At 69.7% G+C, this 26,772-nt stretch carries 32 protein-coding genes; 28 read left to right on the top strand and 4 right to left on the bottom strand.

Annotation, left to right across the window (positions count from 1 at the left end):
• The first annotated feature begins 726 nt into the window (after positions 1-726).
• From ACFFCN_RS06010 to ACFFCN_RS05890, 25 genes are all read left to right on the top strand, one after another.
• On the top strand, positions 727-1,089 hold the full coding sequence (locus ACFFCN_RS06010) for a capsid cement protein (RefSeq protein WP_375490234.1): 363 nt from the start codon (positions 727-729) through the stop codon (positions 1,087-1,089).
• A gap of 13 nt (positions 1,090-1,102) precedes the next feature.
• Positions 1,103-2,047, top strand: coding sequence for a hypothetical protein (locus tag ACFFCN_RS06005; protein WP_375490233.1), 945 nt, complete (start codon positions 1,103-1,105; stop codon positions 2,045-2,047).
• A gap of 7 nt (positions 2,048-2,054) precedes the next feature.
• Positions 2,055-2,498: a hypothetical protein gene (locus tag ACFFCN_RS06000; protein WP_375490232.1), complete on the top strand. Its 444-nt coding sequence runs from the start codon at positions 2,055-2,057 to the stop codon at positions 2,496-2,498.
• Complete coding sequence (locus ACFFCN_RS05995; protein WP_375490231.1) at positions 2,498-2,800, top strand: hypothetical protein; 303 nt, start codon at positions 2,498-2,500, stop codon at positions 2,798-2,800. Before ACFFCN_RS06000 ends, ACFFCN_RS05995 begins: the two co-directional genes overlap by 1 nt.
• An 89-nt stretch (positions 2,801-2,889) precedes the next feature.
• Positions 2,890-3,411, top strand: coding sequence for a hypothetical protein (locus tag ACFFCN_RS05990; protein ID WP_375490230.1), 522 nt, complete (start codon positions 2,890-2,892; stop codon positions 3,409-3,411).
• Entirely contained in the window at positions 3,408-3,671 is a 264-nt protein-coding gene (locus tag ACFFCN_RS05985) for a hypothetical protein (RefSeq protein ID WP_375490229.1), read from the top strand. The genes ACFFCN_RS05990 and ACFFCN_RS05985 overlap by 4 nt, the downstream gene beginning before the upstream one ends.
• On the top strand, positions 3,668-3,991 hold the full coding sequence (locus ACFFCN_RS05980) for a hypothetical protein (protein ID WP_375490228.1): 324 nt from the start codon (positions 3,668-3,670) through the stop codon (positions 3,989-3,991). Before ACFFCN_RS05985 ends, ACFFCN_RS05980 begins: the two co-directional genes overlap by 4 nt.
• 17 nt (positions 3,992-4,008) lie before the next feature.
• A complete protein-coding gene (locus tag ACFFCN_RS05975; protein ID WP_375490227.1) occupies positions 4,009-4,167 on the top strand; it encodes a hypothetical protein in 159 nt (52 codons plus the stop codon).
• Positions 4,167-4,529, top strand: a complete 363-nt coding sequence (locus ACFFCN_RS05970) for a hypothetical protein (protein WP_375490226.1) — start codon at positions 4,167-4,169, stop codon at positions 4,527-4,529. The genes ACFFCN_RS05975 and ACFFCN_RS05970 overlap by 1 nt, the downstream gene beginning before the upstream one ends.
• Positions 4,526-4,960, top strand: a complete 435-nt coding sequence (locus tag ACFFCN_RS05965) for a minor capsid protein (RefSeq protein ID WP_375490225.1) — start codon at positions 4,526-4,528, stop codon at positions 4,958-4,960. Before ACFFCN_RS05970 ends, ACFFCN_RS05965 begins: the two co-directional genes overlap by 4 nt.
• Before the next feature lie 96 nt (positions 4,961-5,056).
• Positions 5,057-5,860, top strand: coding sequence for a phage tail tube protein (locus ACFFCN_RS05960; protein WP_375490224.1), 804 nt, complete (start codon positions 5,057-5,059; stop codon positions 5,858-5,860).
• Positions 5,861-5,867: 7 nt separating this feature from the next.
• Positions 5,868-6,470, top strand: coding sequence for a hypothetical protein (locus ACFFCN_RS05955; protein ID WP_375490223.1), 603 nt, complete (start codon positions 5,868-5,870; stop codon positions 6,468-6,470).
• An 83-nt stretch (positions 6,471-6,553) separates the two neighbouring features.
• Positions 6,554-6,727, top strand: a complete 174-nt coding sequence (locus tag ACFFCN_RS05950) for a hypothetical protein (protein ID WP_375490222.1) — start codon at positions 6,554-6,556, stop codon at positions 6,725-6,727.
• 16 nt (positions 6,728-6,743) lie between these two features.
• On the top strand, positions 6,744-11,393 hold the full coding sequence (locus ACFFCN_RS05945; RefSeq protein ID WP_375490221.1) for a phage tail tape measure protein: 4,650 nt from the start codon (positions 6,744-6,746) through the stop codon (positions 11,391-11,393).
• A 7-nt stretch (positions 11,394-11,400) separates the two neighbouring features.
• Positions 11,401-12,192, top strand: coding sequence for a hypothetical protein (locus ACFFCN_RS05940; RefSeq protein WP_375490220.1), 792 nt, complete (start codon positions 11,401-11,403; stop codon positions 12,190-12,192).
• 4 nt (positions 12,193-12,196) lie between these two features.
• On the top strand, positions 12,197-13,351 hold the full coding sequence (locus tag ACFFCN_RS05935; RefSeq protein ID WP_375490219.1) for a hypothetical protein: 1,155 nt from the start codon (positions 12,197-12,199) through the stop codon (positions 13,349-13,351).
• Positions 13,351-13,617: a hypothetical protein gene (locus tag ACFFCN_RS05930; RefSeq protein ID WP_375490218.1), complete on the top strand. Its 267-nt coding sequence runs from the start codon at positions 13,351-13,353 to the stop codon at positions 13,615-13,617. The genes ACFFCN_RS05935 and ACFFCN_RS05930 overlap by 1 nt, the downstream gene beginning before the upstream one ends.
• A 12-nt stretch (positions 13,618-13,629) precedes the next feature.
• The gene (locus ACFFCN_RS05925; protein ID WP_375490217.1) at positions 13,630-14,100 is read left to right on the top strand and encodes a hypothetical protein; all 471 of its coding nucleotides are present in this window, start codon (positions 13,630-13,632) and stop codon (positions 14,098-14,100) included.
• A complete protein-coding gene (locus ACFFCN_RS05920) occupies positions 14,097-14,606 on the top strand; it encodes a hypothetical protein (RefSeq protein ID WP_375490216.1) in 510 nt (169 codons plus the stop codon). The genes ACFFCN_RS05925 and ACFFCN_RS05920 overlap by 4 nt, the downstream gene beginning before the upstream one ends.
• The gene (locus ACFFCN_RS05915) at positions 14,603-15,010 is read left to right on the top strand and encodes a hypothetical protein (protein WP_375490215.1); all 408 of its coding nucleotides are present in this window, start codon (positions 14,603-14,605) and stop codon (positions 15,008-15,010) included. The genes ACFFCN_RS05920 and ACFFCN_RS05915 overlap by 4 nt, the downstream gene beginning before the upstream one ends.
• Positions 15,011-15,046: 36 nt before the next feature.
• Complete coding sequence (locus ACFFCN_RS05910; RefSeq protein ID WP_375490214.1) at positions 15,047-16,240, top strand: S8 family serine peptidase; 1,194 nt, start codon at positions 15,047-15,049, stop codon at positions 16,238-16,240.
• Positions 16,237-16,590 carry a hypothetical protein gene (locus ACFFCN_RS05905; protein WP_375490213.1) on the top strand — a complete coding sequence of 118 codons (354 nt, stop codon included), beginning with the start codon at positions 16,237-16,239 and terminating at the stop codon, positions 16,588-16,590. Before ACFFCN_RS05910 ends, ACFFCN_RS05905 begins: the two co-directional genes overlap by 4 nt.
• Positions 16,587-17,435, top strand: coding sequence for a M15 family metallopeptidase (locus ACFFCN_RS05900; protein ID WP_375490212.1), 849 nt, complete (start codon positions 16,587-16,589; stop codon positions 17,433-17,435). Before ACFFCN_RS05905 ends, ACFFCN_RS05900 begins: the two co-directional genes overlap by 4 nt.
• On the top strand, positions 17,432-17,944 hold the full coding sequence (locus ACFFCN_RS05895; protein WP_375490211.1) for a holin: 513 nt from the start codon (positions 17,432-17,434) through the stop codon (positions 17,942-17,944). Before ACFFCN_RS05900 ends, ACFFCN_RS05895 begins: the two co-directional genes overlap by 4 nt.
• Positions 17,945-17,983: 39 nt before the next feature.
• Positions 17,984-20,164, top strand: a complete 2,181-nt coding sequence (locus ACFFCN_RS05890) for a hypothetical protein (RefSeq protein ID WP_375490210.1) — start codon at positions 17,984-17,986, stop codon at positions 20,162-20,164.
• Between the two features lies 1 nt (position 20,165).
• On the opposite strand, the gene ACFFCN_RS05885 is transcribed toward ACFFCN_RS05890, so the two are convergent.
• From ACFFCN_RS05885 to ACFFCN_RS05870, 4 genes are all read right to left on the bottom strand, one after another.
• On the bottom strand, positions 20,166-20,495 hold the full coding sequence (locus ACFFCN_RS05885; RefSeq protein WP_375490209.1) for a DUF6221 family protein: 330 nt from the start codon (positions 20,493-20,495) through the stop codon (positions 20,166-20,168).
• A 469-nt stretch (positions 20,496-20,964) separates the two neighbouring features.
• Positions 20,965-21,246 carry a hypothetical protein gene (locus ACFFCN_RS05880; RefSeq protein WP_375490208.1) on the bottom strand — a complete coding sequence of 94 codons (282 nt, stop codon included), beginning with the start codon at positions 21,244-21,246 and terminating at the stop codon, positions 20,965-20,967.
• Positions 21,247-21,291: 45 nt separating this feature from the next.
• A complete protein-coding gene (locus tag ACFFCN_RS05875; protein WP_375490207.1) occupies positions 21,292-21,882 on the bottom strand; it encodes a hypothetical protein in 591 nt (196 codons plus the stop codon).
• Between the two features lie 74 nt (positions 21,883-21,956).
• The gene (locus tag ACFFCN_RS05870; protein WP_375490206.1) at positions 21,957-22,802 is read right to left on the bottom strand and encodes a tyrosine-type recombinase/integrase; all 846 of its coding nucleotides are present in this window, start codon (positions 22,800-22,802) and stop codon (positions 21,957-21,959) included.
• A gap of 214 nt (positions 22,803-23,016) precedes the next feature.
• On the opposite strand from ACFFCN_RS05870, the gene ACFFCN_RS05865 reads away from it, so the two are divergent.
• The 3 genes from ACFFCN_RS05865 to ACFFCN_RS05855 form a co-directional block, all read left to right on the top strand.
• Positions 23,017-23,304, top strand: coding sequence for a YggT family protein (locus ACFFCN_RS05865; protein WP_375490205.1), 288 nt, complete (start codon positions 23,017-23,019; stop codon positions 23,302-23,304).
• Between the two features lie 126 nt (positions 23,305-23,430).
• Positions 23,431-24,372, top strand: coding sequence for a DivIVA domain-containing protein (locus ACFFCN_RS05860; RefSeq protein ID WP_375490204.1), 942 nt, complete (start codon positions 23,431-23,433; stop codon positions 24,370-24,372).
• 64 nt (positions 24,373-24,436) lie between these two features.
• Positions 24,437-26,772: hypothetical protein (locus tag ACFFCN_RS05855; protein WP_375490203.1), on the top strand; the 2,336-nt coding region annotated here is incomplete at its 3' end.

Raw genomic sequence — 26,772 nt, 5'->3', positions numbered from 1 at the left:
CATCCAGACGGGCGGGGGCCGGTCAATCAGGCTCTCCGGCGTGAACACCGAGAGGTCGACCTGGTCGCGGACCTGCAGCGTGTATCGCCCGTCGACAAAGACGAGTGCGCGGTCGCGCAGCACCAGACAGACCCCGGCCGAGCCGCCGGAGAACCCCACCACCCACCCGGAAGGAGCCGACACCATGTCGGACGACCTGATCAAGGGGCTGCGCGAGCGGTTCGACATCCCGGAGGACGCCGACACTGCGGCAACCCTCGCGGTGATCGACGACGCGCGTGACCCGGACATCACTGCCGAAGCCGTCGCGAAGAAATTCGGCATCGACGACGCGAACAAGGTCACTGTCGCGCTCGACGCCGCGAAGGCCGGCAAGGTGACCGTGTCGCAGTCCTACCTCGACGCGATCGAGGCCAACGCCAAGCTCGGCGCCGAAGCCCGCGCGGAGCAGCAGCGCGACGCGCGTGACAAGGCAATCGGCGGCGCGATAGGCAAAGGCTACGTCGCCGAGGCGCAGCGCGAGTCGTGGGAACGCGACTGGGACCGCGACCCCGCCAGCGCCAAGGCCGAGCTCGACAAGATCGTCGACGCCGGTGTCGCCCGCTTCCCGGTCGGCGACGCACCGGGGCGCCCCGGCAGCGAGACCGACGACGTCAACGCTTACACCGACGAGATGGCCGCCGAAGACGCCGCCATGTTCGGCATCCCGAAGGAGGCGCTCGCGCGATGAGCGACTACGCACCGAAGTTCCTGCCGGGCATCAGCGTCCCGGTCACGCTCTCGGCTTCCGTCACCGGTGGTCAGCTGATCACCACGACTGGCGCAGTCGCAGGTGATGCCGCTGCCAACGTCGCGGGCGTCGCCGCTTACGACGGCGCCTCCGGCAGCACCATCACGTGCATCCGCGCAGGCATCCACCGCCTCACCGCCGGCGCCTCGATCACCAACGGGCAGCCGGTCTGCGCCGCAGCGTCCGGTGGCGTCCGCCTATGGGTCGCCGGCACCGATCCCGTCGCCGCCTACCTCGGCACCGCGTGGTCCACCGCCGCCAACGGCGCGTCCGTCGACGTCGCCCTCTACGCGGTCTGAACAGGAGACGATCATGGCTGGAACAGGCACCCTGTACGACTTCCCGCAGCCGCAGGTCAGCGGGCAGAACATCATCTACGACCGGTACCTCAACAACCCGGTCCGGATCTACCGGCCCCTGCGCACCCTCGTGCAGCAGCGGCTCATCGGCGACCGGCTCCTGACCGGCCGCGTCGACCTGACCGGCACCGGCAGCGGCGTCTACGAGGTCGCCGAGGCGATCCTCCCGGACTTCCTGCCGCTGGTCGTGCCGCCGCTCGACGAGTACGCGCTGACCACGTTCACGCCCGGCACGCCGGCGCAAGTCATCCCGTTCAAGTGGGGCCAGGCGTTCGACATGTCGGACAAGGCGATCGCCCACGGCATCGTCAACCTGCTGCGCCGCAACACGACGAAGGTCGCGAACCGGCTCGTCACGAACAGCGACAGCATCACCCTCGCGGCGATCGCATCGCTGATCACCCAGTCCCAGGCGGCGCAGAACGGCGCGTGGGGCACCACGGGCGCCACCCCGTTCCTCGACATCGAGCTCGCCATCGCGAAGGTCGACTCGCTGAACATGGGCTACAACGTCGACACCGTCGTGCTGACGCCCACGAAGTTCGCGCAGCTCATGGCGACACCGACGGTCCTCGCCGGCACGCCCCGCGAGGACAACGCGAACAACGTGCAGCTCACGGGCAACATGCGCGAGTTCGCGGGTCTGACGATCTGGAAGACCACGAACATGCCGGCCGGTTGGTCCGGCATGGTGCTCGACTCCGAGCAGCTGGGCTCGCAGGCCTACGAGGCGCTTCCGAGCGTCGCTGGCGTCAGCTACTCCGGCAACGCCGGCCAGGTAGAGACCGCGGTCGTCCCGCTGCCCACGAAGGACGGCGTGCGTGTCCAGTCGCGCATCGTCAAGGCCCCGATGGTTCAGGAGCCCGGCTGCGCCGTGCAACTGACTGTAATTTTATGAGACTATAATGTCTGACACATACGTCGTCGTCGCAGCAGCGTGCCACGTACAGCCGCAGGTCGGCAGCGCGTTCCTGGTCTATCAGGGCGCGCCGTTCCCGGCCGAGGCCGTCAATCTCGACGACATGGTCGAGCAGGGTTTCGTCGCGAAGGTGAAGCCGGAGCAGATAGGTGGTCTGCCGGCCGATATCCCCGGCAAGCCAATCGCACCGACGTCGACGGCGCAGGCGAAGCCGGGCGGCAAGAGCGCTGCCGATGCCGCTGCTGAGCGGCAGGCCGAGGTCGAGGCCGCAGCCGCGCGCGAACAGGCCGAGAAGGACGCGGCCGAGCTGGCCGAGTTCCGCAAGGCCAAGGAGGAGGCCGACGTCAAGGCGGCTGCCGAGCAGGCTGCAGCGGCCCAAGCCGCGAAGCCGGGTCCGGCGGCCAAGCAGGCCGCGAAGTCGGTGTCCTGATGGCTCTGGTGCGGCTGCCGGATGGCAGCACGGTGGAGGCGTCGGACGCGCAGGCGCTCGACTACTACCGGGGTCTCGGGGCGTCGATCGTCGATGACGGGCAGCCGGTCGCCCTGCCGTCGACGGTCGATCAGTTGCAGACCGAGGACGTGCCGGAGCCGCCGGTGAAGGCGGCGAAGAAGGCGGAGTGGGTGGAGTTCGCCCGCAAGGTCGACCCGGCGCTGACTGCGGAGGCGGCGGACGACATGACGATCCCGGAGCTGATCGAGACCTACGCGCCGCATCTCGCGCAGGACGACTGAACTGGCGGGCCGGCAGGCGACGCAACCCCCCGTTCGTCACCTGCCGGTCCGTCTTCGCACCACACCACACCGCGGCTGAGAGGTGGACCGTGATCGTCTACGCGACCACCAGCGATCTCACAGGCGGGGATGACCCGTGGCTGGCTCCGCCTGGGCCGGACAACGCGGCGTCGCTGCTGCGGTACGCGTCGATCCTCGTCGCGAAAGCATGCCAGCTCGACCTGTACAGCGACGAGCCGGTCGACCCGGCCGCGGGTGTGCTGCGGGACGCGACGTGCGCGCAAGTCGCCGCGTGGGCCGCGCAGGGTGTCGACCCCGCGATGGGCGGTATCGACGTGACCGGGCCGGTGAAGTCGAGCTCGATCCTCGACGCGACGGTGCAGCGCGACACAACGGCGGCGGTGCAGGCACAGGCGGACGCGCGGGACGGCCTGTGCGCGCTCGCCACCGATCTGTTGCAGACCGCCGGGCTGCTGTGGGTGCCGGTGCCGCTCGGCGACAGCACGCCGATGCTGCCGACCTACGGGCTCGACGTGCCTGTCGCGTGGGGCTACTACGGTCCCGACCAGCCGTATTTCACGGGCGTCACCAACGGGTGGCCGTTCCAGTGAAGACGATCCGCGTCGAAGGCGGCGACACCCTCGTGCGTCACCACCAAGACGACGCCATCGAGCTGTGCCAGCGGCACGGCCTGAACGCTGACGACGTCGCGTGGGCCGAACTCGACCTGATCGACGTCCCGTTGCTGCGGTTCGGCGTCAGCCTGCGCGACGACACCGGCCACTGCTTCCTCGACGACAACCATCGCATCGCCGAGGTCACGGTGGAACGCCGGTTGATCGGTGAGCTGCCGACGTGGTGGCCGCAGTGAGCGGCGATCCCCTGAGTCACTGGTGGCAGCACACGCTGAGCGTTGCCCGCTGGGAAGGCCCGGGCGAGGCAGGCGGCGACTCGTTCGCCGCCCCGGTCGACGTCGTCGGGTTCTACTCCGACCGCACCGAATACTCCGGCGGGCAGGTCGTCGCGGCCGGCCGGTTCGCGTTCCCCATGGACGTCGACTACATCCCGGTCCAGTCGCGGGTCACGCTGCCGGATCTGTTCGGTGGCCGCGACGTGATCGTCGTGTCGGTCGCCGTCGGCGACGCCGGTAGCCAGCCGGTACCGGCGCATCAAGAGATAGGCGTGCTGTGAGACTGCGTAAGCAACCCGTGCTCGAGCCGTGGATGTTCGGCGTCAAGGTCACCGTTGATGGGCGGCCGGTCGGCTTTCCGCAGGTTTGCAACTTCACGATGCTGGGCCGCGCACGCATGGCATACCGCCGTCTCCGGGGCCGCCCGGAGCTCAAGATGACACCGATCGAGCCCTGATGTCACTGTCGGTGCGCTACACCCCGCCGCCGGTCGACGCCCGCGTGCTGCTCGCCGCCGCCGCGGCCGGCGCGGTCAAGACCGGCGCCGACCTAATCCTCGACGCGTCGCAGCCGCTCGTACCAGTCGACACCGGCGAACTGAAAGCGTCCGGCAAGGTCGAGATGACCGGCCCACACCAAGCACGCATCAGCTACGACGCCACCGCACCCGACGGCTACCCCTACGGCGTGCGACAGCACGAAGACCTGCAGCTCCAACACCCGAATGGCGGCCAGGCGCACTTCCTGAGCCAGCCGATGGACACCGAAGCGCACGCCGTCATGGCGGTCCTCGCCGCCGCGCTACGAGCCGCACTGTGACCACGGTCCCGCTCGACGTCGTCACCGGCATCGGCGAAGGTGCCGCCCAGCTGCTCGCCCACGCGGCGGTCGGGTTCTCGTGGCGCACCGACAGCCGCACCGGCGACGCGCCGCTGTTCATCGCGCTCGTCCCCACCAGCCCTGACCGCGTCGCCGTCCTCACCCCGGCGTTGACCGGCGGCGACCCCGTGCAGGCCACCACGACCGGCACGCTGCAGCTTCGGTTCCGCGGCGGCCAAGACGCCCGTGACGTGTGGGGGATGGCCGCTGCGTCACGCCGCGTCTTGCGCGGCCGGTTCCCGACCCGCCTCGCGAACGGGATCTACATCGCGACCATGTCGTTCGCCTACGGCACGTCGATCGGCCGTGACGACGCGAACCGGTGGGAGTGGACCGACTCCTACCGCTTCACCGCCACCGAGCCTCGCTAACCACCCGCACCACCAGCTACCCGGCACGCGCCCGCGTGATCGGGCCGTCCGCACGCCCGCACGGCGACAGCACCACCATCACCAAAGGAGAACAGAATGACCGCTCCGGTCCTGCTCGACGCCGGCGACGCCACCCCGGCCCGGCTCCTCACCTGCGACATCCTCACGTCCGGCACGCTGCAGTCGAACCCCGTCTGGTCGACGCTGCAGTACGTCAACGAACTCAACCTCGTCCTCGACGACCCGTCGTGGCAGACCAGCACCGTCTACGGATCCGGCGGCTACGGGTCGCAGGACAAGCTCGGCACCCAGTGGTCCGCCACCCTGACGGTCGAGCACCAGATCACCCCCAACTCGAACCCGCCGGCCTACGACCCGACGCACGACTACCTCGAGGCCCTCGGCCAGGGGGCGTTCGGCCGCGCCTGCACCACCTACTTCCGGTTCTACGACTTCGACGTCAACGACCTCACCGGCGTCGTCACCCCCCGCCCGCAGGCCTACCTCGGCCGCGGTGCCGTGTCGTGGCCCGGGTACGGCGGCGGTGACCAGGACAACCCGCGGACGGTCGCCGTCGCGGTGCAGGGCAAGGGGAAGCTGACCCGTGTCGCTCACCCGTACCCGGCACCCGGCGCCACCCCGGTGGTCCCGACGGTGGCGCAGGTCGTCCCGTCGACGCTCGCCGTCGCGGGTGGCAAGGCGGTGGAGCTGATCGGGTCGGCGTTCACCGGCACCACCGGTGTGACGTTCGGCGGCACGGCGGCGACGAACGTGCAGGTCATCAACGACGGGAAGATCCTCGCGACCGCCCCGGCCCACGCGACCGGTACCGGTTTGGCGGTCGTGGTGACGAACGCGACCGGCCCGTCGACCGGCGGCCCCACCGTCGCGTTCGCGTAGGTCCGGCATGCCTGAGTACAACGTCGGTGACTACCTCGCCGGCGACGCCATCACGTTCAACGGCGTCGCCGGCGAGAAGCACCCGGGCGGGAAGACGTACCGGGTGCCGGCACCGTCCGCAGAAGACGAGCTGCGGCTGCGCCGCATCGTGCAAATCGAGGACGCAGGCGACACGAACGTCGACCTCGCAACCGAGATGAAAGCGCTGCTCGCCGGCCCGGACGACACCGAGCTGACGCTGCCGCACAAGATCCTCGGCCCCGCATACGACGAGATGACCGCCGACGGCGTCACCCCAACGAAGATCGACATGTTGGCGTCGCTCGTGGTGACGAACTACGGCGTCAGCCAGCAGGCCGCCGAGTTGACCGTGGCGGTCGCGCAGGGGGAAGCGGCAGCCCGGGGCAACCGGGCAACCCGGCGAGCGGCAGCCAAGAAGACGGCACGCAAGGCGGCAGCCAAGAAGACGAGCTCGCGCTCCTCCAACGGCAAGGCTGGGAGCCGTGGCCAGGCAAGCCGGGCTGGTGGCGCAAAGAGCACCCCGCGCAGCCCGGCAACTACCCGTGGGTCCGCAACATCGGCGAACACGCCGACAGCAGCGACGGGCTGACCTGGGGCGACGTCCTCGACAACTGGGAGCTGTTCGCTCTCGACCTCGCCGACATCGGCGTCGACGTGTGGAACCGCGACCTGATGCGGTCACGCCCCGGCGTGTGGCTGCGGTCGCTGATCAACGGCCTCATGACCCGCCCACCCGTCGGATACCGGCGCGAAAGCGTCGCCGAGGACAAGTACCGCGACATCCCCCTGTGGGCCAACCGCGTACAGGACCGGTTCCTCACCCCGCGGCTGACACGGACGGCATAAACGAAAGGGGCGCGGCGTGACTGACCTCAACGTCGGCGCCCTGTTCGGGACCGTCGAGCTGACCACCGTGTCGTTCGACCGGTCCTACGCCCGTGTCGTCACAAAAATGCAGCGGCTCGGCGCGACATTCGCCGAGACGGCGGACGAGTCGACGTCCCTCGACCGTGGCCTCACGACGGTCAGCCGCTCAAGCGACAAGGCGGGCGCCAGCCTGACCCGCGCGGAGCGTGCCGCGGCGAAGCAAGCCGCGACCGAAGCGAAAGCCACGGCGGCGGCCGAGCGCCACGCGAAGGCCGAGGACGAGGTCGCCGCGGTAATGGACCGCGTCGCCGGCGCGTCCGTCGCGGAGCAGCGCGCCACCCTTGGGCTCGCAGCGGCCCGCAACCGCCTCACCGCCGCATCCGCCGAAGCAGGCAGCGCGGAAGCGAAGCAAGCCACGGAGACCGCGCGGCTCGCGTCGGCGCAGAACAGCGTCGTCGCCGCGACCGAGCGGGCGGCAGCCGCCCAGCGCGGCGCCGCAGCGGAATCCCGCGGCCTCACCGGCGCGTTCGCCGGCACCCTCAAGATGGCGGGCGAGCTCGGTCTCATCGTCGGCGGCATCGAGATTGCCAAGAAGGCGTTTGAGTTCCTCAAGGCGGGCAAGGACCTCACCGACTCGCTGAACGGCGTGCAGGCCGCCTCTCGCGCGACCGATTCTCAGATGAAGGCGGTCCGCGCCGAAGCGATTGGTCTCGGCAAGGACCTGACCGTTCCCGGCGCGACTGCGGTCGATGCCTCGGACGCGATCCTCGACCTCGTCAAGGCAGGCGTCAGCTTGCCGCGCGCGATGGCGGCGGCACGGCCCGCGCTGCTGCTCGCCGCCGCCGCGAACGTCAAGACGGCCGACTCCGCCCGCGTGCTCGGCGACGTGATGGACGAGTTCCAACTCCCGGCGACGAAGGCCGGCAAAGTCGCCGACTACCTCGCCGCTGGCGCCAACGCGGCCGGCGGCGGCCTGATGGCGATGTTCGACGCCTTCACCTACGTGGGCACCCGCGCCCGCGCCGTCGGGCTCGGCGTCGCCGACATCGCCGCCGCGATCACCGACCTGTCGAAGGCCGGTATCTCCGGTGACCGCGCCGGAACCGGCATGGCGATGATGCTGCAGAAGCTCTCGCACGAGTCCGTCCCAGGCCAGAAGGCCCTCGACGACCTCGGAGTCAGCGCGTTCAACGCGCAGGGCAAGTTCGTCGGGCTGCCGAAGGTCATCGACGAACTCCACGCGGCGCAGAAGCGTCTGAACCCGAAGCAGTTCCTCTCCGACATCAACGTCGCGTTCGGTGCCCGCGCCGCTAACGTGGTCGCGGCGTTCGCGTCGAAGGGGTCGGCGTCGTACCGCCATTTCCTCGACGTCATCAAGTCCGGCGACGTGCAGAAGTACGCCGACCTGATGAACCGCGGCGTCGGTGCCGGGTTCCGGCAGCTCGGCAAGGAAGCGACCGCGTTCGGCATCGACGTCTACCAGAAGGTCGAACCGCACCTCGCGTCGTTCGTCGACGCGGTCGGCAGAGACATCCCGAAGGCGGTCCACACCGTCGCGACGATCCTCACCCCAGCCGCCCACATCGTCGGTGACGTCTTTGGCGCCGCATGGACCGTCGCCAGCGGCGCGATCCACATCGTGACGACCGCCCTGTCGGGTGTTGCGAGCGTCGCCGAGCACATGTCGGGCACGATCGGCGACCTCGGACAGGCGGCGATCATCGCGTTCGCCGCGATCAAGGGCATCCAGCTCGGCGTCGCCGCTTTCCAAGCGGTCGACGCCGCGATCATCGCGACCAAGACCCGCCTCGTCGGGCTCGCCGACTCGTTCACCGCAGTCGCGGCCGGCGAACGGGCGATGAGCGGTGCCGCGATGACCGCCGGGCTACTCGGCGTCGGTGTCGCGATCTACGCGCTCGGCAAGGGGATCAGCCACCTGGTCGACGGCAACAACGGGTTCCTTGAGTCGTTCCAGCGGATCAACGCCGCCGCCGTCGAAGCACAGAACGACATTCAGACGTGGACCCAGTCGATGCAGGAGTCGAACGGTGTTCTGACTGACAGCACGCGCCTGAGCGTCGCGTCCGCGTTGCAGACGTCTGGGCTCGCCGCCGCTGCTGGCAAGGCGGGCATCAGCCTGACGCAACTGACCACCGCCGTCACCGGCACGAAGACCCAGCAGCAGGCTCTCCTTGTCCAGTGGGGCAAGGGCGGGAAGATGACCGCCGAGCAGTTCTCCAAGCTGGCTCAGCTGACCCATGCTTACGACACGGCGAAGTCGCGGGCCGCCGCGTTGAACGTCGTGGTAGCGGCGAGCGCGACTGCGCACGGGAAGGCCGCGAAGGCGCTGCAGCTGACGACCACCCAGCAGAAGCAGTACGCCGCAATGGCCGGTCTGGCGGTCGACAAGAACGGCAACGTCGCCGGATCGGCCGTGACGGCGGCGAAGGCGATCAACAACATCGCGAACGCCTACCAGAACGCGAACTCGGCCGACAGCGAGTACCTCGCGGCGCAGCAGGCGTTCGCCCAGTCCGACGGCGGTGTCGTCGCCCGCGGCCAGTTGATCAGCGCGATCTTGAAGGAGAACGCGGGCGACGCGCTGTCGTTCGCGTCGTCGATCAACGGCGCGGCAACGTCTGTGGCGCAGCTCGGCAAGGACGTCTCCAGCAAGCTGCTGCGCCAGGTCGTCAACATGAAGACCGGCATGATCGATGCCGGTCGTGCCGGCGCCGCCCCGTTGATCAACGACCTCACGCAGGTGCAGACTTCGGCGCTGGCGGCGGCGCAGGCGACGTACACGCACAACGCGAGCCTCGTCGGTGGGAAGCGCGCTGCCGACATGGCGTTGACCGGTTACACCGGCGTCGAACGTTCGCTGGAACGTCAGCTTGTCAAGAGCGGGGCGTCGGCCGCGGGCGCGAAGCGGCTGACGCAGCAGTACCTCGGTGTCCCGTCGCGAGTGCGGACACAGATCGAGCAGGCCGGCGCTGCGTCGGTCACTAATCTGCTGTCCGCCTTGGGTCAGCAACTGTCCTACCTGACTCACCACGCGTGGAACTTCACCATCGACGGGCACCTCACAGCGTCCGCGCAGGCCGCGATCAACGCCTACAACTTCGCGAAGAACCATCACAACCTGAACTCGCAGCCGACGTCGCGGCGCGGCACCCAGGCGCGTGGCACGCAGGCGGCCTATGGGCGGCGCACGATCCCGCCGAACTCGCAGTTCACCGTCGGTGAGGGCGCGTCGCACACGTGGGAGTACGGCGAGACCGACTCGCAGGGCCGGGCGTCGATCTACTCGAACGCGCAGTCGAAGGCGATGGGGATCCCGGCACCCACCGCCTACGCCAAGGGCACGGGCGGCCTGACCGGCAACCGCGCGCAGGAGGCCGCGTACTACGCGTCGCAGGGTTACTCCACCAAGGGCATCGCGGCTCTCATCGGAAACTTCGACCAAGAGTCCGGGAACCGCTCGGACATTCACCAGCGCGGCGGCCCGGCATACGGCCTCGCGCAATGGCAGGGCTCGCGGCTGACCGCAATGCGCAGCTGGGTCCGCAAGCACGGCATGGACCCGACGTCGCTGCAGGGCCAGATGAGGTATGTCGCGCACGAGCTCGCGACCAGCTACAAGTCGGTCGGGAACAAGCTGAAGGCCGGCACGGGCAGCGTCGGCAGCCTCGCGAACCTCGTGAATCGCCGGTACGAAGTGAGCGCCGACCGGTCCGGTGCGCGCGCCAGTAACGCCGAGCGTGAGTACGCCAAGCTGCGCCACACCAACCTGACGGCCGCCGGGAAGAAGTACATGGTCGGCGGGATCGCCTACTCGTCGTCGACTGCGGCGAAGAACGCCGAGGTGCGGGCGCGGCTCGCGTTGGCGAAGGCGACGGTGTCGTTTTCCAACGCGGCGAAGAAGACCGACGCGACCGCTGACCAGATCAAGACGGCGGCGACGAACCTGCAGGCGGCGGCGAAGCGGGCCGGCGCGACGACGGGGACGCAGCGGCTCCTGGCGGCGGGGCAGTCGCGGCTGCTGCGTGACCAGGGTGTGACGGCGGCGGCACGGTCGCGGCTGGCGGGGATGAGCGACTACCGGTCCACCACGATGGGGACCCTGTCGCAGGGGTTCGACCCGTCGCAGTACGGGTCGGTCGCGGACCTGCTCGCCGGCATCTCCGGCGCCACCAGCACCGACACGGCGTACAGCGGTGAGCTGACGAAGCTGCGTGGCCGGGTGAAGGGCAACGCGACGCTCACCGCGCTGGTGAACCAGCTCGCCGCGTCCGGGCAAACCACCGGCCTCGCGACGCTGGCCGGCGCGTCCAAGACGCAGTTGGCGCAGGTCAGCCGCGCGTACAGCGGCCTCAACTCGGCGGTCCTCGGCGGCGGCAACGCCGCGGTGGCGATCAAGTACGGCAACACGGTCGGTGACCAGTCACGGATCGTGCAGGCCGACCAGCGCCGCCAGGACGAGCTCGTGTCCGCGATGGCCGGGTTGGCGGTCCAGTTCGGTCGCATCGCGTCCAACCCGCACAGCCGCGGCGCCTACGCCAAGGGCGGCGACTACGTCACCGACCGGCAGCTCGAGTCGGCGATCGCCCGCCTTGAGCGGCTGTCCCGCACCGGGCACAAGAAGTGAGGGCCGCATGACCGCGACCGTCACCGTGACCGTCGACCCGACCAACGCGCCGCCCCGGATGCGGCTCGACCTTGCGGGGTTCACCGGCGGCGCCACCATCTCGGTGACCCGCACCGACTCGTCCGGCAACACCGCGACCGTGCGGGCGTTCGTCGGGATGGCGTTGTCCGGCGGCGGCGCGACCGGCTACGACTACGACGCGCCGTTCAACGTGCCGGTCACCTACACCGCGACGTCGGACAACAACGTCACCGCCACCAGTACGGCCGCAACCCTCGTCGCGGACCAGCCGTGGCTGTACCACGCCACCATCCCGTCGCTGTCGGTCCCGCTGGAAGAAATGACCCGCAACGACCGCACCCTAGCGACCGGCCGCGGCCTGCAACGCCCCATCGGCCGCTCCACCGCCGTCCCCACCACCGACGGGACCCGCTACGCCGCGACGTTCGACCTCGTGTGCCGCACCGACGGCCTCAACGACGGCATGAACATGTCGAACCTGCTCGGCGACTCATCCCCGCTGCTGCTGCAACTCGCGTTCCCCGACCAACTCCGCACCACCTACCAGTGGATCGACGCCGGCGACGTCAACCAGCACGACCTGATCGACGGCTACCCCGACGACCCCTACGTCGAGTGGACGCTGCCGTGCACCGTCATCGACGCGCCGGTCGGCACCATCCAGGCGCAACGCACCCTGACGAACCTCAACACCGACTACCCGACCACGTTGCAGGCGCTGAGCAGCGCGTTCGCCACGCTGCGCGACATCGCGAACAACACCCCCATCGGGTCCTGACCCGATGTGGACGATCGACCCCAACGTCGCCGAATCGCTGCGCCACCCGCGGCGCATCACCAGCCACGCGCTATTCACCAACCTCGTCACCGGCGCCGCGACGCCGCTGCCGATCCTCGACGGCACCGTCACCGAAGACGTCACCACCGCGACCCGCCGCGTCCTCGACCTCACCACGTTGCCGCGGATCCCGGTCGCCGGGCAGATAGTTGATGTGTTCACGCTGCTCGACACCCCGGGCGGCGAGATCACGGTCACGCAAACGATCTGGTACGGCACCACCGGTGTCGTGGTCCCGCAGGGCGTGTTCATCGTCGACAGCGACAACGTCGACTACAGCGACGCCGGGACGGTGACGATCACTGCGCCGGATCGGCGGAACAAGGTGATCCGGAACAAGTTCGGCAACGCCCGCTCAAGCGTCGCGACGAACGCGGCGTGGCAGGAGATCAAGCGGCTCGTCGAGGGGGCGTGGCCCGGCACCACCTACCCGTTCCCCGGATGGTCGCAGCTCGACACGTCGGCGACGGCGAAGGTCGGGACGCTGCTGTGGGACGACGGCGACCGCGACGGCGCGGTGCAGGCGATCGAGAAAGCGAACTCGGTCGAGCAGTACTTCGACCGGCAGGGGTTCGCGGTGCTGCGGCCGACGCCGGTCCTGACCCCGTCGTCGACGCCGGTGTGGACGGTCGACGCCAACACCCCGACAGCCATCATGACCGCCGCCTCCCGGTCGCGGGACATGTCGACGGTCGTGAACGCGGTCCGCGTCTCCACGTCGGCGTCGGACGTCATCTTCACCCCGGTGGAGGTGAAGAACACCACGCCGGGTGACCCGTTGAACGTCACCGGGCCGCTCGGCACCGTCTTCACCGACTACGACTCGCCGCTGCTCCGCTCATCGGCGCAAGCGACCGCCGCTGGGCGCACCCAACTGTCGAAGCAGCTCGGCGAAGCGAAACAACTCACCCTCGCCGCGATGAGCAACCCGGCCCTCGACGCGGAGGACGTGATCCAAGTGATGCTGCCCCGCCTGGACCGCACCACCAGCCGGCCGGTCGAGCTCCACATCATCGACTCGATCACCCACCCGCTCGTCCCCGGCACCGACCAGCAGATCACGACCCGGTCAACGCGGCCGGCGACGGACGGCACCTGATGAGTGACGGCAGCCTCGACACCGCGCTCCGCTCCTACGCCCGCGCCCTAGCCGACGCGAACCGGCCCGGCCCGCGGGTCGTGTCGAAGGTCGGGACCGTCACCGCCGTCACTGCCGGCACCAGCGTGACGGTGACGGTCGACGGCAACTCCTTGACCTGCCCCTACGTCGGCGCAGCGCCCGCGAACGGCGCGACCGTCCGCGTCGAGCTACGCGACGGGTCACCGACCGTCCTCGGCACCCTCACCGGCGTCACGTCGGTCTAGAACGGAGCATCGATGCCCAACACCCCGCTCGGGTTCCGGTACCCGCAGCCGTCCGACGGCACCGCCCTGTGGACCTACTTCCAGAACCTCGCAACCGACCTCGACACGTACCTGACCGGCGAGGTGGTGCCGGGTGCGTGGCAGAACTTGCTGCTGCCGCACGCCGGCTGGGGCATCCCGACCGGCACCGACTCCGGCGGTAACGCGCGAGTGGCGCAGGTCCGGCAGGTCGGGCCGGCGCTGCAGCTGCAGGGGTTCTTGACGCACGCGACGTTCAACAGTTTCGCCGCCGCGTGGCGGCTCCCTACCTCGGTGCCGTTCCCGACGCGGGAACGGACGGTGACGGTCGCGACGCCGAACGCCGACATCACCCGGTCGGCGACGTTCCAGGCCGACGGGTCCGGTGACATCTGGGTGTTCTCCGCGACGGGCAGCGCCGCGTTCTTCTGCCTCGACGGCATCATCATCCCGCTCGGGCTATGAGCCGGCGCCCTCTCGGACACCGCATCGGTGGCCTGCTCTACGCCGCCGCGTGCCGCATCGACACCATCCGCCACTGGCGCATCGGCCGGCACGGCGCGTTCCTCCTGACGTTCGGTGTCATCTACCTCGCGCTCGGCTACTCCTACACCGGCGACCGACCCACCGATGACACACGGCGAGCGCTCCGCGTCGCCCTTGAAGTGTTGCCGCTGTGGGCGTGGGGCATCGGGTGGATGCTCGGCGGCGCGTTCGCGCTGCTCGCCGGCCTGCTGCGTCCGCACCGGTCATTCGGGTGGGTCGCGCTTGTCCTGCCGGCGCTCGGCTGGGCGTTCTGGTACTTCGTCGCCTGGCGCGAGCACGACACGACCCGCGGGCCGGTGTCGTTCACCGTCTATCTCGCCTTCGCGATCGCCGTGATGATCGTCGCCGGGATGGTCGACCCGCACGCCGTCACCAGCACACAGAACCGTCGACGGCGTAGGAACCCGTTCCGGCGGTGCCCGTGAGCTGGACGGTGCTCGGCTACATCATCGGCGCTGTCCTGGTGTTGCTCGGCACGATCTACACCGCCCGGACCAACCGGGCGTCGAACGCGGCGACGACCCGCGCGAACCAGCTGATCGCGCAAGCGCAGCAGCAGACCGAGTCGAAGCGGGTCGACGGCGAGGCCTACGAACGCGCGCAAGAGATCAACCAGGGGATCGTCAAAGACCTCACCGACGCCCTCGACCGGGTCCGCGCCGAGCTGGCTGCCGTCCGGACGGAGCTCGCCGAGGCGAAAGCGGCGAACGCCGACCTGACAGCCGCCGCCGAACACCTGTCCCACGCGAACGTCAACCTGCTGGGCCTGCTCGAGCAGTGCAAGCGGCTGATTGAGGACAACCACCTGCCGATGCCCGAAGGCGTCTGAGCACCACCCCATCCGCACGTCACTTGGAGTTCCTGCATGCCCGCAACCAGCAACATCCGCCTGCCCCGCACCGCCCGCCCGGTCCCGTTGACCGTCGCGGGCATCGCCGCCTGCTACGGCTTCCTCACCGGCCGCGGGTTTACCGGCAAGGGCTACACGCTCGGCATCATCGAGCTCGGCGGCACCTACTCGCCGACCGATCTCACAACTTTCATGAAAGACGCCGGCCTACCGGTCCCGAACGTCACCGTCATCAATCAGGGCGCGCAGCCCGACTCGGACGCGGACGGCGAGGTGATGCTCGACATCGAGGTAGCCGCCGCCGCCGCACCCGGCGCCGCGTTCCGCATGTACATGGCCGCGAACACCGACGCGGCGTTCATCAACGCGGTGTTCACCGCGATCGGGGACGGCTGCGACGTCATCTCGATCTCGTGGGGTGGTCCGGAGTCGTCGTGGGCGGCCGGGTCGGTGAAGGCGTTCTCCACCGTGTTGGCCGAGGCGCTGGCGAAGCGGATCGGCGTCTACGTCGCGTCCGGCGACTCCGGCGCGGACGACGGCACCGGCAAACCGACCTGCGACTACCCCGCCTCCGACCCATCCGTGATCGGCTGCGGCGGCACCCGCCTCGAACTCACCACGGCCGGGCTGCGGGCGCTCGAGCAGGCGTGGAACGACAACCCGACCCAGTCGGCGACCGGCGGGGGAGCGTCACGCCTGTTCCCGGGCCGCGACGTCCCCGACATCGCCGGCAACGCTGACCCCGACACCGGCTACGAGATCGTCCTGCACGGCCAGAAGCAGGTCATCGGCGGCACGTCCGCGGTGGCGCCGCTCATGGCGGGACTGCATCTGCTGCTGTGCGAGGCGCTCGGCGGCCGTCCGATCGACGTGATGAAGGCGATCGGCGCGAACCCGTCCGTCTGTTTCGACGTCACCGCGGGCGACAACGGCGCCTACCGCGCCGGGCCGGGCCGCGACGAGACCACCGGGTTCGGTGTCCCGGCGGGTGACCGGCTCCTCGCGGCCCTCAGCGCCGGCGTGACAGCGCCGCAGCCGACCCCGACGCCTGCACCGCCGGTGACCGGCGACCCGGCGGTGCAGCGCACCTGGACCGCCCGCACCGACGCCGCGGCGCAGAAGGTCCAGAAGTTCCAGACCTCGCCGCACATCTACCACGTCGACACGCAAGCGGCCGACGCACTGAAGAACGAGGGGGACTGGTCATGACGGCAACGCAGGAACACCCGGCCGAACGCGTCTTCGACTGGGCACACGACGAGTACGCCGACCCGGAGTCGGGTCTGACCTACGACCTGCACCCACTGCCGGTCGGCAACACCTATGACCCGCCCCGCGGCGCCGACTGGTTCCGCTGCCCACTGTGCGCACGCTCGCGCTGCGACGACGCGCACCCCGAGGCATGGCGTGGCACCCTCGCCGCTCTCCGCGGCCACCTCGGCGACGTGCACAACGTCCGAGTGACCGATCAGCACATCACCATCACCGTCGGCCGCACCTTCAGCGACCGAGGTGGTGTCGTCCGCTACGTCGACGACCGACCCGAGGAGTACCGATGACCGACTACGCGCACCTGGCGCACTTCGGCAACTACAACCCGGCGTCGTTCGGGTGGGGCGGCGAGAACGACCCCGTCAAGCACCCGCACCTGCTGGTGCCGTTCCACTTCGACGGCGCCTACTACGGGCTGATGCACCGCGACGCCGTCCCGGTGTTCACCGCGGTCTTCACCGAGCTGGTGCCGCACATCCCGGGCGGCGTGAAGTACCTCGACAAGCACCACGACGAGGGCTGCTTCAACAACCGGTCGAAGACCACCGGCGGCGGCCGGTCGTTCCACGGCTACGGCATCGCGACCGACACCAACTGGGACGACAACCCGATGTACGGGACGCCGCACCACGGGCGCCCGGGTGTCATGCCGGCGATCACCCACGAGATCGCCCGCAAGTACGGCTGCGAGTGGGGCGGCGATTGGTCCTACCCGCAGGACTGGATGCACATCGAGATCCACTTGTCGCCGGGCAACGCCGCGAAGGTGCGGCACCTCGGCGACAGCCACCCGGCGCCGGCGCCCAAGCCGGTTTCGCACCCCGCGAGCCCGAAGCCGTACCCGTTCGGTCACGACGACGTGTTCGGGCCGCTGAAGGACCCGTCGCGGCACGTCCACGGCGGCTACACCGCGATGGAACGTGACTACGTCCGGCTGATCAAGTCTCGGTTCGTGAAGTTCGGCTACTTGACCCAGCACAACTCCGACGCCGACGGCAACGGCATCTGGGGACCGCACACCTCGGCAGCGTGCGAGCACTTCGACCGCCGCATGGGCTACCGCAAGATCACCAACCACATGGGCCGCGGCTCCTACACCGATCTGATGTCCACGAAGGCGAGGCACGCATGACCGTCAAGGCATTCTGGACCGACCTCGGCGAGCGGGTCGTGTCGACGTTCCTGCAGGTGTTCCTCGCGACCCTGCTCGCCACGCAGAGCGTCGCGACCGGGTTCGGGCACTCGCGCGCGGACTGGGTCAACGCGACGATGGTGGCGCTGCTGGCCGCGTTCGCCGCGCTGCTGACGACGCTGCTGCTGTGGCTGACCAGCCGTAAGCCGATCGCCAACCCGCTCGTCGACCTCGCCTACCGGGCCGTCGTGACGTTCGGGCAGACCCTCGCCGGGTACGTGGCCGCCGCGGGTCTCGTCAGCGCGCTCACGTTCGACTGGGACACCGCTCTCGTCGCCTCTGCGTCGGCGGCCGGGACCGCGCTGCTGAAGGGCCTCATCGGCGCCACCAGCCGCGACACGTCCGGCGCGGCCGCGTTCACCCCACCGGCGGAATCAGTCGTGGAGGCGCAGCACGTCGCGCCCATCACCGAACCGATCCGCGACAGCGAGCTCGCGCCCTCGTCCTGACCCGCACCCCGTCCCGTTCGAGCTGAGCAGGAGCCCCTCATGGCTGTCGTCACTGGGTACAAGACGTATCCGCCGTTCACGATCCCGGACAACCGGCCGGACCTCACCGCCTACTACCAGGGTGCGGGGGCGACGGTCACGCCCGGCAGCGTCCCGGCGGCGCAGCCCGTCACCTACGACGGGACCAACTTGTACGCCGGCGGCAACCAGATCCCCAGCAGCCCCGGGGGAGGGTCGGTCACGAAGCAGGGCGTCATCAACACCGGCGTCCTAGCAACCGACCTCGGCGGCGACGCAGCGGGCGCGGCGTCCGGCGCTGTCGCGACACAGGCGGCCCTCGATGCGGGCACCTACGCATCGTCGCTCGGACGCCTCGCTACCGCGACGACAGCGGTCGCACCGACGGTCGGGAAAAACCAGCCGTATAGCACCGCCAGCGGTCCACTCGCGCCCACGCTGCCACCGCTGACCTCGGGCGCTGTCGCCGCGGCGCTCGCCGCAGGGCAACTCGTGCGGTTGAAGATCACGAAGTCGAAGCTCGACACGAACGTCAACTCGCTCACGCTGACGTGCTCGGGCAGCGACACATTCGAGTCGCCGACGCAGACCACGATGGTGCTCACGCTCCCCGGTGAACGGGTCACCCTGATTGCTGGCACCATCCCCGGGGGTTCTGGTCCGGTGTGGATCGTTGAGGACCACGACGTCACCCCGCTGTCCGTCGCACCCTCGGTCGACCAGCTCGCGCTCACTCGGCTCGAGCGGCAGACCCGGCAGAAGCTCGACACCTACAATAAGGCGACGCAGGCCCGCGCAGCCGACGCCACGGTGTTCACCGAGACGTGGGCCGACCTCACCCACTGGAACGCCGCGTCCGGGTCCACTGTGGCGTCGAACCGCTACTACGGGCAGCCCGGTGTCGGTCGCGCGATCAGCGTCCCTACCGGTGGCCGGTTCTTCGCCCGCGCGACGCTGCACCTCAACGGGTCGACCACGAAGTACGCCTACCTCGGCATCTCGAACGCCGCCGCCGGGTCGGTGCCGGTCGCCGGTGACACGAACGGCTTCTACGTCGGCATCAGCAGCTCGGGTGTCCCGTCGATATACCGCGGCTCCAACATCTCGTCGTCCCAGCTCACCACGACGACGGTCTCGTCCAGCACCCCCGCGACCGGCGACTACGTCGCGACCGTCGCGATCGACGAGACCACCGTGTCGCTCGCGCTGCACTCACCCGCTGGGCTGCTGCTCATCATGGGTTCCGTGCCGCGGTCGGCGCTGCCGTCCGGCCCCGTCGTGAACAACCTCGCCCTGTCGGTGAACGACACCACCGGACCGTCGACCGGCATGACATGGGGTCCGCTGTTCACCACCACCGAGCTCGCCCCGCCGCCGGCCGCGTCACAGGCGCCCGGTGGCGCGTCGCTGCTCGGCGCCACGAACCCGTGGACGTTCCAGCGACTCACGTCCGGCGGCATCCGCCACATGATCCAGGTGCCCGGACAATACGACCCGCGCGTCCCCGCACCCGTCCTGCTGTTCCTCCACCAGGCGCAGACCGGGCACGCCGACAACCCCTACGTCGAGTCCCGCATGGCGAACGTGACCGCCGCGCTCACCGCAGCCGGCTACATCATCGCGTCGTCGGACAACGGCACCAGCCTCACCGGCGGATCCACCACAACCCCGTCGACCGGCAACGACGACAACTACGCCAACCAGACCGGACAAGACGACTACGCCGCGCTGCTCGAATGGGTCCGGCAGCACTTCAACACCGGCGCCGTGTTCCTCCTCGGCCCGAGCCTGGGCGGCGAATTCATCCAGAACATCCTCGCCGCCCGCGCGATCGGCGGCATCGCCGCAGCCGCGTCGATCTGCCCATCCACCGACCTGAACATCATCAACTCGCTCGCCGGCTACTACGGGCCGCTCCGCGCGGCCTACGGCGCCGCGTCGGACGGGTCGGACTTCGCGTCAAAGATCGTCGGGTACAACCCGATCGACCACCCCGACACCGCCTACCGCGGCGTCCCGCAACGCTTCTACGTCGGGTCCAACGACACCACCGCCCCCCCGGCGCAACACGTCACGCCCCTGGTCGCGCGGATCGCGCAGTACGCGCCCGAGTGCGCGGTGACGACGCTCGCGGTCGGGCACCTCGACGCGACGCTCTACCAGGGCAGCGACCTAGTGTCGTTCTTCGGCAAGTACCTGTAGGTCAGGCCGCGGGAGGCCACGAGGCGTCGTAGTCCGGGTGCCCGGCATAGGGCAGTGCGAGCAGGGGGAGCAGACCGTCGACGTCGGCGAACTGTTCGACGATCCGACGCTTCGCTGCACACTCGGCCAGCACGCGGCGCGGGTCCGGTGCGCCCAGCACGTACAGCGGACCGTCATCGTGGGGGCTGCTGGCGTAGGACGACGTCGCGGTCACTGACCAGCCGAATGCGGTGTCGTAGTCGCCGGCGGGGTAGGTCGCCTCGATCTTGTCGACCGCGCTGCGCGCTACCCGCTCGTCCTCGTCGACACGGGCGAGAACGAAGCGGGTCAAGATCGCTGACCCTGTTGCCACACCCTGAGTGTGTCCAGAATGTCCCGGCAAGATCAACCAGGTGGCACAACAAACACGAAGTCGCTGCTACCGGCCGTCGTTCCGGACCTACTTCTTCGGATCCAGATGGCGCACAGCCACCCATGCACGGTTCTGTTCAGGAATCCACGTCACTGTCTCAACGGTCCATATGTCGGCCCAAGCCTCGACGAGATCACCGACCCGTGGCACGGCCCCCATCTTCATCGGACCGAGATCGTCCTGACCGCCCGTGTGCGCCGCGAAACCACGGAAACCTACTTGTATCGCCATCTGTCCAGACTGCTCCGGACTGATCTTCTTCGCATCTTGAAACCGCCCCGCCACCGCCCAGCGCGGTCGGCGGGGCGGCTTTCGTGCGTTCAGGACCGGGACGCGTGTGCCGATGGGTGGGGGAGCGTGGCGTCGAACAGACGGCGTCACGCCCGCGTCAGTCCCACTGAAACGCGCACCACCTGCGTGGTCCCACATCTCGTACCACCTGCGGCTGCTCGCCGTCTTCCCATTCCCATGTTGTTGCTGCTGACGGCTGGTAGGGGATGACCCGCCCTGAAGCGTGCGGCCCGGGATGGTCGACGAATTGCTGACATCTGCGCTGCTCGCCCGTTTCGTTCTCACCGATGGCTTGGCAGCGGTTCCGGTCGATCGTGCCAGCGAACGGATTCACCTGCGGATGGTCATACAGCGACGCGATCGGATCCCCAGCCGGCATACGAGCGACGCTACGTGCGGCTACCGACATCCGGGCTGATCATGATCAGCACGCGACGTTGGGGTCGCTGCCTGCAGTCTCGATCGCCTGCGTGACATTGCTCGACGTATACGCGATGTTGTCGCCCGTCGCCGCGTCGATCGGGCCGTACAACGTGACCGAGACGTCTGCGCCTAGACCGGTGCCGCTGGCCGCAAGGGATGCGCTGCGGTAGACCCAGGTCGCGCACACGCCCTGCGTCGCCTGAGCCGTCTGTTGCGCGTCGGACGGCAGATCGTCCGCCGTTATGGTCGCGAGCGCCGTCGCGGCGGAGGTGTGCGACGCGAAGTTGTGCGTCAAGTTGGAGATCAACGCGCCTGTGTCGCCGGACGCCGCGACATTCCACGTGCTGGCCGTCCCGCCGTTATCGGGTGCAGCGACGTCGGGGCCGTAGCAGCATCCCTTGTCCAGGCTGGGGTCGGTGGCTGGTTCATGGTGGGCGTTCCAGGCGGCTCGGGTAGCGCCGAAACCGGTCAGATGATCCGAGGGGTACGCGGAAGCGGTCTGCGAGCGGGCGGCCGTGCTGCTAGACGGCCGCGACGGATGGCTGCCGGAAACGCTCGACGAGCAGCCAGCTAGGGCGAGCAACGCGAACACCGCACCGATGAACTTCACAACGCCTCCCGCACATGATCGTCATGGTGGGCCACGGGGGCCGTCAAATCGGACCGTCACGACAGGTGCCCCGCAGCCTCAACAGCGCTGCGCGCCACAGCCGACGCCGAGGCTGCATATATAGCAGTCGTCGTCGGCGACGCGTGGCCCAGCATGTCCTGCACCGCCCGAATGTCCTGGCACGCCTGGTAGGCGCTCGTCGCGAACCGGTGCCGGCACTGGTGCAGCGTCTCGGTGACGCCCATCTGGTGCAGGTATTCGTTCGCGCGCGACGAGATGCGGTGCGCCGCGCATGGCCCTGCCCGCCCGTCGAGGCGTTGAATCACCGGGCCACGGCGGTGCGGCAGCGCGGCAAGCGCCGTGGTGAGCGCAACCGATACCGGTACTACCCGACCGTGTCCACCCTTGCCTTCGACGACACGCAGCAGCGGGTGCCGGTCGACGATCCCGACCTCGGACCAGTCGAGGCCGGCGATCTCGCAGGCGCGGAGCCCAGCGAACGCTGCCAGCGCGAGGATCGCCGCCGTGGAGGGGTCGGCGGCCGCCATCGCGGCGGCGAGACGGGTGTCGCCGATCGGGCGCGGGACGCGCCGGGCGACGCGCGGTAGCTCGATCCGCAGCGTCGGGTCGTCGCGGCGGTACCCCTCGCGGGTGGCCCACCTATAGAACTGTCGGTGGTGACTCATCTCGGTGCGCATCGGCTCGGGTTGGATCTCTGCCGCGCGTTGCTTCTGCCAGCGCACAAGATCGGATTCGGTCAGGTACAGGATGGGGCCGCCGGACCAGCGCGCTAGACGTGTGAGGGCGCATCGACGGTTGTAGACAGTCCATCGACGTAGGCCACGCATGTTGAGCGTGTCGAGGTACTTCGAGACGACCCCCTCGGTGGGGGCATCCGTCATGTGCAGAGAAACGACGCGCTCCGGGGCTCGGTTACGCAGCGTCACAGTTACCGTGCCTTACGGGGTGAATGAGGCGCAAGTGGCGTGCGCGGCTTCTCCAACCAGAGTTAGGGCTCCCCGCCTCCCCGGGCCCTGACGGGCACGCTTCCGGGCACGTCATAGGCTGGATGCTCGTTGAACCGAGCAACCTGTGTCGGGCCGGAGGAGGACTGTGATGACGCTGGTCTGGGGCGTCGTCGGCTACGTCCTCTACGTCTACATCCTGTTGGTCCTCGCCCGCATCTGCCTGGAGATCACCCGGCAGTTCGCGCGCAAGTGGCGCCCCGCCGGAGTGGCCGCGATCGGCGTCGAGCTGGTCTACGTGACCACGGACCCGCCCATCCGCCTGCTCCGGAGATTGGTCCCACCGCTGCAGCTGGGTAGTGTGAGCCTCGACTTGAGCGTCATCATCGTGCTCATCGTGCTGTTCGCGCTGCAGCGTGTTGCCGTGACCTTGAGTTAGGGGAGTCCCTAGGATCGATTGTTATGCCTCCCGCACCGCACTGAGACGAGACTGCTCCACCATGACCGACCTGACCTACCGAGAACGCCGGCGCGTCCGGCATCTGATCTGCCCTGAGGTGACCGTATGCCGCTGACGCCAGCCGAAGTTCACAACGTTGCGTTCAAAAAGCCGCCGATCGGCAAGCGCGGCTACGACGAGGAAGAGGTCGACGCCTTCCTCGACATCGTCGAGGTCGAGCTCGCTCGTCTCATCGAGGAGAACAACGACCTGCGCACCAGTGGTGGCGCGAACGGGGCCGGCGGAAACGGCGCCCCGAGCCCGCGCACCGAGGCGCCGCGGCCGGACAACAGCGCCGAGCTGCAGGCCGCGCAGGAGGAGAACAGCCGGCTGCAGAACCGGGTAGGCGAGCTCGAGCGCACCGTCAACCAGAGCAAGGACGGCGCGCAGCAGCAGGTCGTCCAACTGCAGAACCAGCTCGCCGCGACCGAGAAGCAGCTCGCCGAGAACCGCAAGCAGCTCGAGCAGGCGCAGCAGTCGGTGGCCGAGGCCCAGCGCGCTGCCCAGCAGCAGGTTGCGGAGAAGCCGGGCGACACCGACGGCCAGAGCGCCTCGACCGCCGAGACCCATGCGCAGGCCGTGCAGATGCTCGCGCTGGCGCAGCAGACCGCGGACAACCACCTGGCGCAGTCGAAGGCCGAGGCAGAGCGGCTGGTCAACGAGGCGCGCTCCAGCGCCACGGCCACCCTCGCCGACGCGGACGACAAGTCCAGCCGTCAGCTCGCCGAGGCCGACTCGCGCGCCAAGCAGGTGCAGGAGGAGAGCACGGCCCGCGCCAGCCAGACGGTGCAGGACGCCGAGCAGCGTGCCGCCACCATCACGGCCCAGTTCGAGCAGCGCAAGGCCGCCCTCGAGCGCCGGGTCGAGGAACTGCGCACCTTCGAGCGCGAGTACCGCACGCGGCTCAAGAGCTATCTCGAATCGCAGCTGCGCGACCTCGACGCGAGCGGCAAGGCCGAGCCGTCGACCAACTCGAGTGGCGAATACGCCGACGCGCAGCAAGGCTGACTTCGCGGGGTCACCGACAAGCATCCGTCGGCGTGCCGCTATTCACACCGGGGGGTGACACACGATGGTCCTGATCGGGCTGTTGGTCGTCGCCGTCGTCAGCCTGGTGCTGGGTCTCGCGCTGACGAGCACGGTGTGGTTGATCGTCTCGCTGGCCGCGAGCGCGCTCGCCGCGATCGCGTTGGTGCTGCTCGTTCGTGAGCAGCGGCGCCGTGAGAAGGCCAAGGACGGCGACAAAGGCGCGGGCCCGACCAAGGAGGGTAAGGCCGACGACGGGCAGGACGCGTCCGCCCCGGCCGCGGCGGCGCAGGCCGCGGGGGCGCAGGCTTCGGCGAGCAACAGTCGTGCCCACAGCGACGACGGTTTCGACGATCGCGCCGACGCGCTGGTCGTCGACGGCGAACCGCGTTACCACCGGGCCGACTGCTCCGAACTCGACACCAGCCACGCAGAACGGATCCCACTGGTCCAAGCCGTGCAGGACGGCTTCATGCCGTGCAGCACCTGCCAGCCGATCACCGAGCCGGCGGGTGCGCAGCAGGCCGGCGTCGACGGCTCGGCCGCACGCGAGGTACTGGTCATCGACGGGCGACCGGACTACCACCGCGCAGACTGCGGGCAGCTGGCCGGCGGCGAGTCCGAGAGAATCCCGCACGCGCAAGCCGTCGAGGACGGCTTTACGCCGTGCACCGACTGCCGGCCGGACGACTCCGAACAGGACACCGAGCACGATGCAGCGCGCGAACCGGCCCTGGTCGGCGCCGCCGCAGCAGCCGGCGCGGCCACGGCAACCAGCGCCGGGACGAGGCCCCTCGACCATGCGTCCACCCCCGTGACCAACGGCGGCGGACCCGCACGCGGTGCCGGGCACGGCGGCGCCGCAGACGGCGCAGACGGCGCAGGCGGCGCGGGCGGTGCGGGCGGTGCGGGCGGTGCGCCCGAAGGCCAGCCGGCGCAGGTATGGGTCGCCGACGGCTTCCCGGAGTACCACGTCCAGGACTGCGAAGAACTGCACGGCCTCGACGCCGAAGCCGTCCCGTACACACAGGCCGTCGAGGACGGCTTCCAGCCCTGTGTGGTCTGCGATCCCGATGCGGTCACCGCGGGGCGCCGGCCCGCCGGTGTCCGGCCCGCGGCCGAGGACGGGTCGCCCGGGCGCGACGACCGGCAGCAGGCCGACGACGCCGACGGCAGCGACGTGTGGGTTGTCGACGGGCAGGCCGACTACCACCGCAGCTCGTGCGAACGACTTCCCGCCGACGGTGCCGAGCACATCCCGCTCAGCCAGGCCGTCGAAGACGGCTTCGCGGCGTGCACGTCCTGCGAACCCCCACGCGAACCCGCACGCGCCGAGACCGATCCGTCGGCCGACGTCTGGGTCGTGGACGGCCAGCCGGACTACCACCTGCAATCCTGCGAACGGCTGCGCGACTCGGAGGCCGAGCAGATCCCGCACGCCCAGGCCGTCGAGGACGGCTTCGCCGCCTGTTCGACATGCTCGCCCGACGACGCCGCGGCCCGCGAGCACGACACACCAGCGCGCGATCGTGGTCGTGACGTGTGGGTGGTCGACGGGTCGCCGGACTACCACCGCGCGGAGTGCCGGGTGATCGCGGGTGCGGACTTCGAGCCTGTTCCGCATGAGCAGGCGGTCGAGGACGGTTTCGCGGCGTGCACGGTGTGCAGGCCGGACGACGAACGTGCGCCGGCCATGGACGACGCGCAGCCCGAACCGAGCGGTCCCGCTGCACATGGCCCGGACGCCACTGCGCAGCGGGAAGTGTGGGTCGTCGACGGACTGCCGGACTACCACCGCGAACAGTGCCGGGTGATTGCGGGAGCCGACATCGAGCCGATCCCGCACGAGCAGGCGGTCGAGGACGGTTTCGCCGCGTGCACGGTGTGCAAGCCGGACGACGAACATGCGCCGGCTACGGACGACGCGGAGCCGGCGCCGGACACTCCGGCCGCAGGTGGCTCGGACGCCGCCGCGCAGCGCGAGGTGTGGGTCGTCGACGGCTCGCCGGACTACCACCGCGCGGGGTGCCGCACGCTGCGCGGTCTGAGTGACGAGTCGGTCCCGCACGCCCAGGCCGTCGAGGACGGCTTCAGCCCGTGCGCGGTGTGCCGTCCCGAGGACGCCGATCCGCCGGACGGCTTCGACCGCGAAGTCGAGACCACCGAAGCCGACACAGCCGAGCAGGAACGCGCGGCGGCCGAACGCGCCGAGCAGCAGCGCGCGGAGGCCGAACGCGCGGAGGCCGAACGCGCGGAGGCCGAGCGTGCGGAGCAGGAACGCGCCGAGCAGGAACGCGCCGAGCAGGAACGCGCGGAGGCCGAGCGCGCCGAGCAGCAGCGCGCGGAGGCCGAACGCGCGGAGGCCGAACGCGCGGAGGCCGA

It is taken from the genome of uncultured Jatrophihabitans sp., assembly GCF_964246335.1.
Taxonomy (GTDB): Bacteria; Actinomycetota; Actinomycetes; order Mycobacteriales; family Jatrophihabitantaceae; genus Jatrophihabitans.
This window is presented reverse-complemented; position numbering and strand designations above follow the sequence as displayed.